This is a genomic window from bacterium, assembly GCA_019912885.1.
In the GTDB taxonomy this organism is placed as follows: Bacteria; Lernaellota; Lernaellaia; order JACKCT01; family JACKCT01; genus JAIOHV01.
In genome coordinates, this window is record JAIOHV010000215.1 from 1 (window position 1) to 14439 (window position 14439).

At 63.8% G+C, this 14439-nt stretch carries 11 protein-coding genes; 2 read left to right on the forward strand and 9 right to left on the reverse strand.

The features are described 5' to 3' along the window. A partial coding sequence (locus K8I61_19125; protein MBZ0274160.1) for a response regulator occupies nt 1-2357 on the forward strand: 2357 nt, incomplete at its 5' end. Between the two features lie 289 nt (nt 2358-2646). On the opposite strand, the gene K8I61_19130 is transcribed toward K8I61_19125, so the two are convergent. The 5 genes from K8I61_19130 to K8I61_19150 form a co-directional block, all read right to left on the reverse strand. After that, nucleotides 2647-4692, reverse strand: coding sequence for a DUF2334 domain-containing protein (locus K8I61_19130; protein MBZ0274161.1), 2046 nt, complete (start codon nt 4690-4692; stop codon nt 2647-2649). Between the two features lie 124 nt (nt 4693-4816). Further along, nucleotides 4817-5479, reverse strand: coding sequence for a hypothetical protein (locus tag K8I61_19135; GenBank protein MBZ0274162.1), 663 nt, complete (start codon nt 5477-5479; stop codon nt 4817-4819). 154 nt (nt 5480-5633) lie between these two features. Beyond that, nucleotides 5634-6467, reverse strand: coding sequence for a hypothetical protein (locus K8I61_19140; GenBank protein ID MBZ0274163.1), 834 nt, complete (start codon nt 6465-6467; stop codon nt 5634-5636). 165 nt (nt 6468-6632) lie between these two features. Next, nucleotides 6633-8894, reverse strand: a complete 2262-nt coding sequence (locus K8I61_19145) for a TonB-dependent receptor (GenBank protein ID MBZ0274164.1) — start codon at nt 8892-8894, stop codon at nt 6633-6635. Continuing rightward, nucleotides 8891-9238 (reverse strand): hypothetical protein, encoded by a 348-nt coding sequence (locus tag K8I61_19150; GenBank protein ID MBZ0274165.1) that lies wholly within the window; start codon nt 9236-9238, stop codon nt 8891-8893. The genes K8I61_19145 and K8I61_19150 overlap by 4 nt, the downstream gene beginning before the upstream one ends. A gap of 142 nt (nt 9239-9380) precedes the next feature. On the opposite strand from K8I61_19150, the gene K8I61_19155 reads away from it, so the two are divergent. After that, nucleotides 9381-10904, forward strand: coding sequence for a hypothetical protein (locus tag K8I61_19155; GenBank protein ID MBZ0274166.1), 1524 nt, complete (start codon nt 9381-9383; stop codon nt 10902-10904). 12 nt (nt 10905-10916) lie between these two features. On the opposite strand, the gene K8I61_19160 is transcribed toward K8I61_19155, so the two are convergent. From K8I61_19160 to K8I61_19175, 4 genes are all read right to left on the reverse strand, one after another. Continuing rightward, nucleotides 10917-11732: a hypothetical protein gene (locus K8I61_19160; protein MBZ0274167.1), complete on the reverse strand. Its 816-nt coding sequence runs from the start codon at nt 11730-11732 to the stop codon at nt 10917-10919. A 39-nt stretch (nt 11733-11771) separates the two neighbouring features. Beyond that, nucleotides 11772-12716, reverse strand: coding sequence for a nucleotidyl transferase AbiEii/AbiGii toxin family protein (locus tag K8I61_19165; protein MBZ0274168.1), 945 nt, complete (start codon nt 12714-12716; stop codon nt 11772-11774). Further along, nucleotides 12691-13296, reverse strand: a complete 606-nt coding sequence (locus K8I61_19170) for a type IV toxin-antitoxin system AbiEi family antitoxin domain-containing protein (protein MBZ0274169.1) — start codon at nt 13294-13296, stop codon at nt 12691-12693. The genes K8I61_19165 and K8I61_19170 overlap by 26 nt, the downstream gene beginning before the upstream one ends. A 119-nt stretch (nt 13297-13415) precedes the next feature. Then, nucleotides 13416-14439: glycoside hydrolase family 2 (locus K8I61_19175; GenBank protein MBZ0274170.1), on the reverse strand; the 1024-nt coding region annotated here is incomplete at its 5' end.

Sequence of the window (14439 nt, forward strand, 5' to 3'; positions counted from 1 at the left end):
TTATTTTTATGGTCGAACCCATTCGACACATGCCCCCCGAAGGTGCGCGCCGCGCGCGGATTCTCGTTGTCGATCACCACGAGAAAAAGCGCGAATGGCTGCGCGCGCATCTGGCGGCCGCGGGGCACGAGGTGACGCTCGCGGCCGGCGCCAACGACGCCGAGCGGCGATTCGCCGAAACGCACCCGGACGTCTGCCTCGTCGCGCTGACGCTTCCGCGCGTCCCCGGCTCCGAGCTGGCCGTGCGTTTGCGGAAGACGCCGAATGGCGAGCGCTGCCGCATCATCCTGACCAGTTCCATATTCCGGACGATGCAGGTGGACGACGTGGCCCGCGCGCGCTGGAAGGCCGACGCGTTTCTGGCCGAGCCGTTTAGCGAGGATGTGCTGCATGGCGCGCTCGCGACCGTTCTCGAAAACCTCGCGCCGGGAACGTCGGACGATGGTGCGCCGATGGTTGAGCCGCTTGAAATCCGCGAGTCGTCGTCGCCGTCTCCCGCCGAATCGCCCGGCCCGGAGCCGGAGCCGGAATCGAGTCTCCTCGTTCCGATGTCCGGCGATCTCGGAGAGGCAAGCGTGCCGGAGGTCGTCGCCGCGATGTTCTTCGCGCGCGCGACGGGCATCGTCACGTTCACGCGCGGTAACGCCGTCAAGCGCGTCTTCGTGCGCGAGGGCCTGCCGATGCACGTGCAAAGCGACCAGCGCGACGAGACGCTCGGCCAGATCCTGCGCATGCAGGGGCTCATCGACGAGGACGCGTATCTTGCTTCGCTTGCGAGCGTCGCCGAGGGCCAGATGATGGGCGGCGCGCTCGTGGACATCGGCGCGCTCACGCCGGCGCAGGTTTACAACGCGCTGAAATTGCAGACGCACGAAAAGATGCTGGCGCTGTTTTCCTGGTTTGACGGCGCCTATACGATCGAGCTTGCCGATCGCCTGGAGGAAACGCACACCGCGTTCGAGCAATGGCCGCCCGCGATCATCCTCGAGGGCATCGAGCGGCACTACGATCCCGCGAGCATCCGCGAGGTCGCCGCGGAGATGAAGGATTTTGTGCTTTTGCGGAATCCATCGCCGCCGGTGGCGTTTGACGAATTGCGCCTGCCCGGGGACGCCGCGGCGATCCTTCGCCTCGCCGACGGCAAGCGCACGGTCGCGAAGGTCCTTGGCGAAAGCCCGCTCGATTCGGCGCGCACGTTCTTCGCGTTCTACACATTGCTTGTGCTGGAGCAATTCGCGAAGGTCGATCCGGGTACGATGAAGGAGTCGGCGGACGAATTGCGTTCCGCCCAGCCCAGCCCGGATCGCGTGGCGCGTGAGGCCATCCGCGAGAAAGCGCCCGCCGTGGCAAGGGGCGGCGCTGTCGAGGATGCCGATGACGAGGCCGCGCTCGAGATCGAGCTTGCGGACTTCGAGACCGGCGGCCTCGCGGAAGACGACGCGGACGGCGCGCGCGAGGCACCGCCCGGTCCCGCGCCGGCCGAACGGTTCGCGCCCGAGGATCGCGACGAAAGCGAGTTGACGGCCTACGTCGAACGCGAGCGCAAGCGCGCCGCGCCGGACGATCGCGGGCTGCTCGACGAGATCCTGGCGTTCTACCTGAAGCTTCCAAGGATCACGCACTACGAGGTGCTCGGCGTCGATCGCGGCGCGGACGCCAAGTCGATGGACGACGCGTATCGCGTCCTCGTAAAAAAGCTGCACTCCGACCGCCTGCGCCCGCGTTTTTCGGGCGAGATTCTGGCGCTCGCGGACGCAATCGTCGCGCGCGCGACCGAGGCGCATGACACGCTGCTCGATTTCAACAAGCGCGCGGCGTACGAGGCGCGGTTGCGCGCCGGGGGCGACCGCAAGGAACGCAGCGTACAGATCATCCTGGCGGCGGAGCGCACCTTCAACGCGGGCATGCTCGCGATGCGCCAGCAGGCCTGGGAGAAGGCGTACGAGAACTTCGCCGAGGCCGTGAAGATGTTCCCGGAAGAAGCGGAGTATCACGCGTTTTTGGGCTGGTCCGCATTGCACGCGAGCGGCCGGCCGCAAGGCGAGCGCGTGCAGCTTGCGCGCGAACATCTGGAAAAGGCGATCGACCTCAACCCGCGCTGCGACAAGGCGTTTCAATACCTGGGCATGCTGTTCAAAAACGCGGGCGACATGGACAAAGCGCAGCTCATGTTCGCGCAGGCATTCCGTTTCAACAAAACGAACAACGAGGCCCGGACGCAGCTCAAGATCTTGCAAATGCGCCGCGCGCGCCGTGGAAAGGCGCCGGAAACGCGCGTACCGGGCGCCAGGGATCTGCTTGCCGCGGACGTCAGTTTCGAAACGGTCAAGAAGGCGATTCTGAAGATCTTCTGGTAGGCCGAGTCGCCGTCGTCCGGCCGCGCGATCCGTTCCCGATCCAATTCCCGATCGCGATCAACGCTGTTTTTTCCGACAGTACACGAAGAACACGGGGAGACACGGAGCGCACGGAAGGACATTTCCGTTGGTCGCGCAGGCGTTTCGCGTGCTTCGATGGCGATTTGCCGGGAGCGCAGGCGTCTCGCCTGCTTCGGAGGACGCGAATGTGCCGGGGCGGGGGAGACCGCTCGCTATCGCTCGCGGCACTGACATCGCTTGCGTTCTGTCGTCGCAAGTCGAAACGCGACTAGAATCCGCAGCACGATCCGCCGCTGCCGGTGTCCTCCACGACGCTGACATCGTCCCCGGGCAGCGCGTCGGTGTCATCGTCGCCGGCATCGTCGTCATCGAGATCGTCGTCCATCGGTATCGTCGTGGTCGTCGTCGTGGTCGTCGTCGTCGTGGTTGTGGTCGATGCCGTCGTCGTGGTTGTCGAACCGGCGGTCGTGGTCGTCGAACCCGCCGTCGTCGTGGTCGTCGAACCGGCGGTCGTTGTCGTCGAGCCCGCCGTCGTCGTGGTCGTTGAGCCTGTTGTCGTCGTCGTGGTTCCGCCAGTCGTGGTCGTCGTGCCGGCGGTCGAGGTCGTCGTTGCGACCGTTGTCGTGGTTGTCGACGTTGTTGTGGTGGTTGTCGGTGCCGTCGTCGTCGTGGTCGATGTCGATGTCGTCGTGGTGGTTGTCGGTGCAGTCGTCGTGGTAGTCGACGTCGAGGTCGTCGTGGTGGTTGTTGGTGCAGTCGTCGTGGTGGTCGACGTCGAGGTCGAGGTCGTCGTGGTGGTCGACGTCGTGGTGGTCGTCGTCGGATCGCCAAGCACCACGCCGGGGCTCGTGAATTCGTATCCGCGCGCGAGAAGGCCGTCGACCACCGCCGTCACTTCCGCCGTGGACGCGACCGTGTGGTGGAAGAAAAACGACGGCACGCCGTCTCGGATGATGGCCACCTCGTCGGCGATCGTCAGGAGATCCGCCGGCCTCGCGCCATCGACATCCGCGAGATACCCCATCGTTTCGGGAACGACCGCCATGCCGAGCGTGCTCGTCTGAATCGGGAAGGGGACGATCATCCCCCCCGGCCCAAGGTCCGTGGCGTAGATCGGCCCGTTATCCACCGGCACGGGGAAAATCGAAGGGCGTTCGTAGCAGCGGTCGTAATAGGCCGCGAAGGTCGCGTAGTCGCCATGCGACGCGGAATAGTGCGGCGTCTCCCAGATCGCGGGCGTCAAGCCGGCGTTCGCGAACGACACGAGCGCCTCGTCGATCTTCGCCTCAGCCCACGCGGCGGCGTCCTCCGGCACGGGCTCGCCGGCGTAACCGAGCGAAAACTCCCAGTCCCAGCCCGTCAGCCCGTCGTATTGATGCGAACTGCCGTGCTGAACCAGCGTCGCGCCCTGCGCGATCATGTACGAAAGCGCCGCGACGAACGCCGGATCGTCGGTCAGCTCCATCTCCGTGCCTGCCGCCGCGATCTCGCCGTCGGGGTCGCGGAAGATCGGAATCACGCCGATCGAATACGGAACGCCGCGCGCCGTGAGCAGATCCGCGAACGCCACCATCAGTGCCGGATCGTTGTTGTACGGCGACAGATCCTCAAAACGCACGAGCGCGCGTTTCGTGACCGGATGATCCGAGCCGGTGAACTCGTGCAGCAGGTCGGCGAGCACGTTCATGCGCGCGTCCACGCCGATGAAATACATCGGCGTCTCGGCGAGAAAACACAGATTCGCGCCGCAAACGAAATGCGGGGAATCGGTCAGCGTGAAGCCGTCGGCCAGCCATGAATGGACCGTCGCCGCTCCATCGACCGTCACTTCGATGAACGACTGGTCCTGGGCGCGTTCGACGACGTGCGTGCCGTAGGTGATGTTGTCGTAGCCCACGCCCGCGCGCCACGCATTGTAGTGGAATCCGAACGGGCCCGAGCCGCCGGCAAGATAATCGGTCAACTCGTGCAGGTTCGCGCCGATCCACAGCACCGGCGCGTCGCCGGCGACGAGGTCAGCGAAAAAATCCGCGGGGATCGCGTGCCCCCAGTCGGTGCCGACGTAATAGGCATGGTCGTAAATCGAAAGCGTGCCCGCGGTGTAGTCGGCAACGGGAAGCTGGTCGATTTCCGTGTCGAAATGCGCCACGTAATTGAACAGCATGTTGGCTAGCCGCACGCCGGTGGTGTCGCCCGAAGGGGCGTCGTAGAGGATGAGCGACGCGGCGCTCGCCGGGACGGCGGACAGGCCGATCGCAAGAGCCAAGGCGATCGTGCCGATCGCCTCGGGGGATCGCCAAAATGGAAAACGCAAGGTGATGTCGCCCTTTTTCAAACAGCGGCCCGGAAAAATCGCCCCAAAAACGCCGAACGAAGACGCTCGTTTATACCATATCGCCCGATCGGCGAAAATTCTTGAGGGCCGCGTTTTTCGTCGGCTACATCAGGAAGCCGTTGAGCCCCACCATCAGGCCGTAGTTCATGCTCGTCAGGTCGAAGTCGGCGTCGGCGCCGCCCGAGTCGGTCGATCCGCTGCCCGAGATGTAGCGGAGGACGACGGACATATCGAGCGCGAAGCGCGGATGCAGAAACACCATGACGCCGCCGCGAGGCGCGATCGCCCATCCCGTCATGTCGTTTTCGGTCTTGGTTTTCGTGCTGCCGACCTTCGTCTCGAATTCCGCGCTGCCGTTGACGTATTCCAGGGCCAGCGCGCCGAAAGGCGCCCACTGGTCGGATTTTTTCATCTGGTAGATGTAGATGCCCTGCACGCCGATCTCCCAAGCGGTCAACGAGACGGTCGTGTCCGTGGTCTTCTGGTCGACCTCGGCCGATCCGTACGCGATGCCGACGATCGGCCCGATCGCGATGCCTTCCTTCACGAAATAGCCGCCGTAGCCCAGCACGGTGAACATCGTCGTGCTGATGTCCACGTCGTCCCCCTTGTCGGGTTTCATCGTGTGGTCGCCGAAGAGCAGCCCGCCGGTGGAGCTTCCGCCGATGAGGATCGTGCCCTTGTCGATCTCCATGTTTTCCTTGGCCAGGGCGGGGGAGGTGAGGAAAGCCCCAAGGACCAGAGCGATCAAAATCGCGCGTTTCATCGCCATCTCCTCGTGGAAAACGGCGCGCGCCCGAGGCGCCGAAATGGACCGCGGGCCCGTCGCCTCAAAAAAGCATCGTTGAGACGCGAACTTAGCAGCCCACGTGGCGGGGGGTCAATGAAAAAAAAACGTCGATCTCGCCCACGTTGACCACTCATTCGAAACGCACCGCGACGCGCTTCCAGTCGATTCCCGCCACGCGCGTTCGCGTTCCGTCGTCGTGGTCGAAAAAGTGCGTCGCGCGGATGACGCACCAGACGTGGACAAGACCCGTCCTGCCGGGCGACAGGGCGTGCGTGCTTTTGTCCCGGGGCTCGAAGCCGTCGTCCGTCGCGAACCAGTGATAGGAAAGGCGTCCCGTCGTGGATGCGGCGCGCGCCTCCAGAATAACCTTGCGCGCGTCCGTCGCGTAAACGCCGTCGTCGCCGGGGGTGAGCGGCACGCCGCCGGGGCCTCTGACGACGATTTCCGCGAGCACGGGATTTCGAAAGCGTTCGTCCGGCGCGCGATCGGAAACGACAAGCAGCTTGAACGCGGGGATCGGCGCACCGGCGACCTGGCCGGAAAAGATATTCGCGGATTCGAACGCCGTCGCGCCGGCGGTCAGCAGCAGGCCGCGCGATTCGAATTCGCCGTATCGCGCGGCGAGATCGCCCGCATCCGGCGCCGTCCAGAAAAACGGCTCGGACGCGGCCAGGCGCACGGGCTCTTCGGCCGCCGCGAGATCGCCCGCAAGACGCAGCGCGTCGCCGCCGGCGATCGCCCACACGACGGGGCCGTCGTAAAGCGAGCCGTCGCCGTTGGCCACCACGGCGCGAAAGGCGAAGGTTTCGCCCGGCGCGGCTTCGAGCGGATCGGCGGTGATCGCAAGGACGCGCCGCGACTGGATGACGCTTGGCGGATCGAACGGCTCTTCGCACGCGGGCAGGGCGGCGAAGAAGGCGAGCAGGGCGAGGGCTTTTGCGATGGCGATGGATATGCGTTTCATCGCGGCTCCGGAAGAGTCTTGCGAGTGGCAATCTCGTCTGGCGTACGGGGAGGCCGCTTATTCACCTGCGCGGCTCCGTTCGCGACTTCATCTTGCGGCGTCTGTCAAAACTCCGTGCTCTCCGTGTGTCCTCCGTGCGCTCGGTGTTCCGCATTTGGCGATCCATCAAAACCTCGCCGTCATTCCGAACGACGGGATGAACGTCGGGTACGACACCGCCCGGCGTTCGGAGTAGTCGAAATTGTACCGGTATCCGACGGGATATCTCTGCCAGTAGACGTTTTGCAGATCGAGATACGCGTTCAGGGTCCACGTGTTGAAGATCCACCGCTTGTCGACGCGCACGTCGAGCTGATGAAACGCCCGCTCGCGCCGCGAATTGATGTCCTCGGAATAGATCGCGAGGTAGCTGTCGGTCTCGGCGTTATACACCGCGGATTCGATCGGCGTGTACGGCTTGCCCGTCGCGAACTGGAATCGCCCGCCGAGCTTCCATAGCTTGCGTTGGCCGAACGTGTAGCTCGCGAGAGCGATGGCGTTGTGCGTCTGGTCTTCGTCGAAATAGCGCCATTCGGCGTCCGGCGCATCCTTGCGGCGGCTGACCGAATACGTGTACGCCATCCAGCCGAACAGGCGGTCGGTCAGGCGCTTTCGCGCGAGAATCTCCGCGCCCCAAACGTACCCGCGCCCCGAGTTTTCGTACGGCACGTCCGCGTCCGGGCCGGTGCGGGCGATGACGTTGTCGAGCCGCTTGTAGTATCCCTGCGCGTCGATCTCATAGCCCTGTCCAAAGTCGTATTCGAACCCCGCGCCCGTCTCGTAGGCGGCCTCCGCGCCGAGGTCGTCGTTGCCGAGATTTGGAAGCATCTCGTCGCGGTCGGGCCACTGGTGATACACGCCCGCAGATGTTTTGATCGCGCTTTTTTCGGTCGGGAAAAACCGCGCGGAAAGCCGGGGGTCGAGCGTGGTTTCCCCTGTCAGGTCCAGATGATTGACGCGCACGCCGGGCACGAGGCGCAGCCAGTCGGCCGGCTCCATCACGTCGTCCACCCAACCGTCGAGGCCGAGCGTGCGCGAATTGTCCGAAAAGCGCGTGGCGTCGGCGTTGGTCCAGGACATCGCGGGGTCGCCCTCCTTGGGGATGAGCGGCAGCACGCCGGACGTGTCGTACACGACGAACACGCCGTTCGCGCCGAAACGCAGCGTATTCCAGTCGCCCGCGGCGACGGAGATCTCCTCCAGGAACGCGGGGTAATAAACGGTCGCCTCCACGTTCTGGTCGCGGCCGAATCGGAAGTCGTTTTCCAGATAGAGAAACTGCGCCGCGAACGATTGCGTGACGCGGCTGGTCGGCGCGAAATCCCAATCGAGGATCGCCGTGTGCCAGCCGATCTCGATGTCGAAAGCGTCGGGCGAGAAGGGTTCGTTTTCGTCGATCTCGGCCAGCAGTTTCGTGCGGTCGTGGCTGCCGAGCGCGACAAGCGAGAGGCGGTTGGCGCTGTTTAACCGCCATTGCGAAAGCGCGGTGTAGTCGTAAAAGCGCGGCGAGATCGTGAAGGCCGCCTCCTCTTCGGGCACGATTTCGGGAAGGATATAGTCGATCGTGCTGCGCCGCACGGCCGCCGCGCCGGACGCGCGCGCGTTGAACGGGCCTTCGACAAGCACGAACGCGGAGTAGGTCGAAAGATCGACCGCGCCGCCCAGGCGGTCGTTGCGCGGAGCGCGGCTCGTCACCTCCACGTAGCCGCCGATCGAATCACCCCGGTTCACGCCGAATCCCCCGGGCAGGTAGGCGATGTCCTCGACAAGTTCCGCGTTGATAAGCGAGACGAGCGCGCCGAAATGGAAAAGCTGCGGGATCTCAAAGCCGTTGAAAAAATACTTGCTGTCCTCCGGCCCCGTCCCGCGGATCACCAATCCCTCGGCCCCGTACTGCGTCGGGATGCCGCTCATGGCGACGCCCGGCAGATTCTTCACCACGCGGAAAACGTCGGCGTTCGCGCCGGGGATACCGTCGAGTTCGTCCTTCGTAATCTTGCGCCGCGTCATGTCGGCCGGCTCGCGCTCGGATTCCACCACGACCTCGTCGAGCAGAAACGGCGCGGCGAATGCGTAGAGATCCACGGTTGTAGTCTGACCCGCCGCGACCGATACCGTCGCCGCGAGCGTCTCGATGAAATCGCCCTCGACGGTTACGCGCCGCTCGCCGGGTGCGACGGCGTCGAAACGAAAGCGTCCGCCGGTGTCGGTGGCCTGCGTCTCCTCGATGCCGTCAACGCGAACGGTCGCGCCGGCGACGGGCGTGCGTTCGCCCTTCACGAGCACGAGTCCTTCAATCGAACCGGTCGCGTCGGATTGCGCAAGCGCGTTTGCGCAAGAAAGCAGGACGGCAAAAAGGACGAGCGATCCTCGCCGCGCGCCCGTCACAGCGTGAACGACGGTTCCAGGCAGGCGATCAGCGCTTCGCAGTCGGTGAACCCGTCGATGCACTCGGCGGCGCCGACCGGCACGCAACCCTTCGCGCACCCTTTCAGGCACTCGCTGACGCAGTTCTCGGGCGCGCCGCCCTGGATGTAGTCATCGCATTGCTGCACGATCGCGCAGGTGTCTTCGTTGCAGATGCTTTCGCAGTCGGTGATGGGCTCGGCAACGATGTCGGAGCAGTCGTCCGCGTCGTCCTCGTCGCCGTCCTCGCAGCCGTCGCACGCGTGCAGCATCGCGATCAGGGCCAGCGCGAAAAGAACGGCGAGCGATCGGATCGTCAGGCGCAATCAAGCCTCGCGGATGCGGTGGATTTCGCGCGAACGTAGCAGGAAACAGGCGAGGGCCTCAACGCCGCGCCTCGGGGGATTGAACCGGCTCGTTCGAAGGCCGATGATCGAACGGGCGAAACGGTGAGAGGGTTGGCGACCGATGAAAAATGCAGCGATGGTTTTGGCGTTGGCAATAGGCGTCGCGGGGCTCGCGCACGCAGACGAATTGGAGGACCGCGCGCTCGCGCACGACGCGTTCGCGAACCAGTACAACTTCAGCCCGCTCGGCGGCATCGGCTACGTGCATTTTGATTCGCCGGAGACCTTCACGCCCGTGCGCTACTCGCTGTCGGACTCGACGATCTGGACGGGCGCGTACCTCGCGGCCGAGGCGCTTCGCTACGCCGTAACGGGCGATTCCGAAGCGAAGGCCAACGCGATCCGCACGGTGGAAGGCCTCGATACGCATCTGAAGATCACGCAGACGACGGGCTTCATCGCGCGCGGCGCCGCGCCGGACACCGCGCCGTGGAACGCGGGCTACATCGGCCACGACCGCTACGTGGCGGGCACGGGCGACTGGGCGGGATATTTCTGGATCAACAACACAAGCCGCGATCAGTACACGGGCTGGTTTTTCGGCATGGCGCTCGCGTACGACCTCATCGACGACGAACCGACGCGGCAGATCATCCGCGATGACATCGAGGAAGTCCTGCTGACGCTGGCCGATCAGAATTGGGTGATCCTCGGCGAGGACGGCAAGCGCACCGACGCGGCGCCGAAGGTGCAGCCGCCGCATCGCCTGGCGTGGCTCGCGGCGGCAGTGCGGATCGTCGGAACCGACGAGATGCGCACGCTGTATCTGGACGAGTACGAGGCGAACAAGGACGCGTACAAGCTCTACAATTTTTCGTGGTTCAACAAATATCAGCAGTACTATGGCTTCAATCTCAACCACATGAACCACTTCACGCTGTGGCGCAACGAGACGAGCCCCGAGCGCCGCGCGCACTATCTGGCGGCGTACCACGACATGGTGTTCGATCTCGTCAAGCATACGCACAACGTGTTTTTCGACGCCATTTATCTGGCTAATTGCGAGCGCGCGGGCGAGTGCCGCGACTATGACGAGACGCTTGCGGACATGCAGGTTCAGATCGCGGAATTTCAGGACCCGCCCGTGCGCGACATCTCGTTCGACATTCCGGACTGGCCGCTCGATCCGGTCAGCGTGTTCCTGTCGGACCTCATCGACCAGCTCGGCATCCGCGACCTGATCGACATCGAGTACCAGACCGCCGATCCGCGCCCGGTGATGTATCGCTGCCCGGCGTCGTTCATGTGGCAGAAGACGCCGTACAACCTGGACTGCGCCGGCGGGCCGGGCACCGAGGTTTATCCGGGCGTGGACTACATGCTCGCGTACTGGATGGGGCGCTACTTTGACCTCATCGATCCCGGCAACGCGAACGAGCCGTTCTGGCCGGCCGACGAAACGGATGACGATGACGACGACGACGCGACGGATGACGATGACGCGGCGGATGACGATACATCCGACGACGACGCGTCGGATGACGACGCCGGCACGGATGATGACGACGCCGCCGCGACGGACGATGATGACACCGCGCCGGTCGATTCAGGCGACGATGACGACGATGGCGGGTGCGGTTGCTGAAGATGCCGCGAACTATTCGTTTGCGAGTTTGACGAAGCGATCGAACAAAGGCGTCTTGCGAATCGCGCGCTCGGTCTCCCAGTCGTACTCGGGATGCTTCCCGTGCATGATCTCCAGCAACCCGAATTCGGCGAGCGGCGCCAGAACTCGCGAATAGACGTAGTGTTCGGCCGTGACGTAAGGGGAGGGATGTTCCGCGTCGAGGCGCACGGCGACGGCCGCGGGCAGGATGAAATAGGGCACGGCGCGAATGTCCATTTCCGCGCCGGGCGCAAGGCCGCGCAGGCGAAAGAGGCTGTAAGGGAAATACGTTTGAACGGCATCCCCTCCTTCGTGCCGGGCGACGTACCCTGTATCGAATTGCTCGAAATAGGTTTCGAAAAGGAGCCAATAGAGCCGGCCGGCCGCATCGTCCGCCAAAAGACCGCGCGCCAATTTCGTCACCTGAAAACGCTTTTTGTATTTGCGGCAAAGCCCCGCGACATCGCACACGACGCGGACGATGTGCAGCGGCCACACATCCGGTTCGTTGATCACCTTGTTGTGGAAGTAGACGTCCTCCCTGTACCTCGCATCAAGATCCATGCGTTCGAACAGCTCGCGCACGAACTTGCGGTTGAGGTTCCCGGTCGCCGTCGCGGGCGTTCCTCCCGCCTCGAGCAAAAGAGAAAGAAACGTCCGGGCGTTGCGAAGGAACGGCGTGCCCGCGACCTCGTCCGCGCCGATCTCCGCGTTCAGGCGGAATTTCGAGAACGGCGAATTCAGACCCTGAGCGCACATCCGGTGGATGTGATGCAGCGGGGGTTCCTCGATGATGACGTCGTCCATGGGGCGCTCCGGAGAAAGCGCGATCGCAGTCATCAGCGATCACGCGTTCGTTTTAAGCCACTCCCGAATCAGCGCGCAACATCGCGCAAGCGGAATGCGCTTGCCCCAATACATCGGGGCGATCGCGTCGTAGGCCGCGAAGACGTCGGCGTTTTTCTTTGCGCGGAGATTGAACGCGGCATCGTTGGCGTCCGGCCGCCATCGGATCTGCTTCTCGCGCAAGAGATCGTCAATGAGGGCCGAAGCGCTTTCGTCAAGCGGCGGGAGGTCGGGGTAATTAAGGATGATCGACGCCGCGTCTTCGTAGTGGCGAATAAACGACGCGGGGTCCATCGGTTCGCGGCGAAATCGCCGGGAAACAGCATCGAGCTTTTCGATGAGTGTGACGAGCGGATGCACGCAACGGACGTCCACGGGGCGATTGTCGATGAAATCGTCGAGTTGCCCGAGTCGCATCAGTTCGTCGTGAACGAATGAGCTGATCGTGCACCGAACAAACGGCGTGACGCGCGCGGCGCCAACTTCGAGCATGACATAGGGCGACAGGTCGCCGAGGTCGCGCTGAAATTGTCCGGGATATTCGACGTGGTACACCGCGCCGCGAGCATCCTTGTCGATCGAATCAGGCATCAAGGCGACACTCGCATCGGGCACGGCCATGACGTTTTCAAGCGCCTCGTAGAATCCGCGTCTGGCCGCAATGCGGCCGGGATTCGTGCTTTTCCACGACGGGACGGGAGGCACGCCGGCGCGACCCGGTTCCATGCGAAGGTCAACGTCCTCCGAAAACCGTTCGATGAGGTGATAAGCCTTGGAAAGCGACGTGCCGCCTTTGAACCAGATATCGAGATCGGTCCGATGAAGCGCCCAAAGCGTGTGCGTGATCCAATAATCCTTCTCGATCAATCCGTTCGACAGCGCGCGCGATCTCGCGATGTGCATGACGAGAATTTCGAAGTCAGTGTGCTGATGCGGAAATGTCATGAGATCGTGCTTTCACGGTGGCTTCCGCGATAACGCGTTGCGTATTTCGAGCTCCGAAATCCTTCGCGTATTTCGCCAGGCGTTCCGAATCGAATCGGCCTTCGCGAATCGCTCGCGCAAGGGCTTTGGCCAGGTCGTCTTCATTCGCACCGACGCTGCGTGCGTTTTCAAATAGATCGACGACAAACCACTCCGGCGCCGGATCTCTGGGATAGAGAACCCGGCGAAAAATGAACGGTCGACCGTCAAGGACAAAGCGGCCGGAGCGCTTTTTGTTATAAACGAGGCGCGAGGCGAACCAAGCGGTTGTTCCGAGACGAAGCAGATTCCATCGCTCCGGCCCGGTGACAAGAAAATCGTCGGTGCCGAGAAACGCGCGCAGTAGTTCCTCGTCCCGCGGCGGCGACAGGCCGAATCGGCTCTGCTTCTCATGCGCGTAGAGTCCGTGCCCAAGCCGTTCCAGCTTCCCCTCGCGAACCAGTCGCCCCGCAAGTCGCGATGGATTCGTGCTCCATCGCGCGAGGTCGCGCGTGCGGTAGACCTTGCCGGGCGTCAGTTTCGGGTTTGCGGGTTCGGGCATTTCGTCCACCGGTGGTTGACGGAAATATTCCGAAAAAAACATACCACGAAACCGCGCGAAAATCGACGCGGGCGCTTTGCGGCGATGGGCGGGCGGTTTCGCGAGGCCGGCCGCCTTTGTCAGCGTCGCGCGTCGTTGATGGCGCGGATGTCCGCGATCGCCGCCTTCGGCTTGCGGTCGGCGTCCACGAGCCCGTTGGCTTCCTGATAGGTGTCGGCGAACTGCGTGTAGCCGTAGCCGACGAGGTGCGGTTGAGCCTGGATTTGCCCGGTGTAGGCGCCGAATTTTTCGAGCAGCGTCTCCTCGCCCTCGGTATCGTAAAAGCCGAAGCCGCCGTATTCGCTGATCATCACGGGCTGGCCGTGATACGACGACCATCGCGTGAACACGTTTTGCACCGTGCCGCCGGGATCGAAGAGCCACCTCAGCGGGCGCGCAATTGCGTACTCGTAGCTCCAAAGATCGGCGAGCTGGGTGTAGAGGTCCGCGGCCAGTTCCGTGTTTTTCAGGTAGTGGTGCACGTCCACAATATCGGTCGCGTCGGTGTGGTCGTAGCCGGAGTTGTCGACGACAAGGCGCGTCGGATCGAGAGATTTCGTCAGCGCGTACAGGTGTTCCACGAACGCGTTCGCGTCCGCGCGGAAGATGAGCGGGATCGGCCACGCGCCGGCGCCCCAGCTTTCGTTCATCGGCGCCCACGCGATGATGGAGGGGTGATTGATGTCGCGCGCGATGACCTCGCGCCATTCGCGCTCGATGTTTGCCATCGTGTCGTCGGTGAAGTATTGCGCGCTCGGCATCTCCTCCCAGACCAACAGGCCGAGGTAATCCGCGAAGAACAGAAGGCGCGGCGATTCGATCTTCTGGTGCACGCGCATGCCGTTGAAGCCGAGCGCCTTGATGAGTTCGACGTCGTTGCGGTACATCGCGGGATCGACGGGCGTGTAGTGCCCGCGCGGGTAGTAGCCCTGATTGAGGACGAGCTTTTGGTAGAGCCGCTCGCCGTTCAGCAGCACCTCGCCCGTGCGCGTTTCGATGGAGCGCGCGCCGAAATATCCGCGCACCGCGTCGGCGGAGCCGCCCGCCGTCACGGTAATGGCGAGCGCGTAGAGATTCGGTTCGCCGGGCGACCACGCGGCAAGC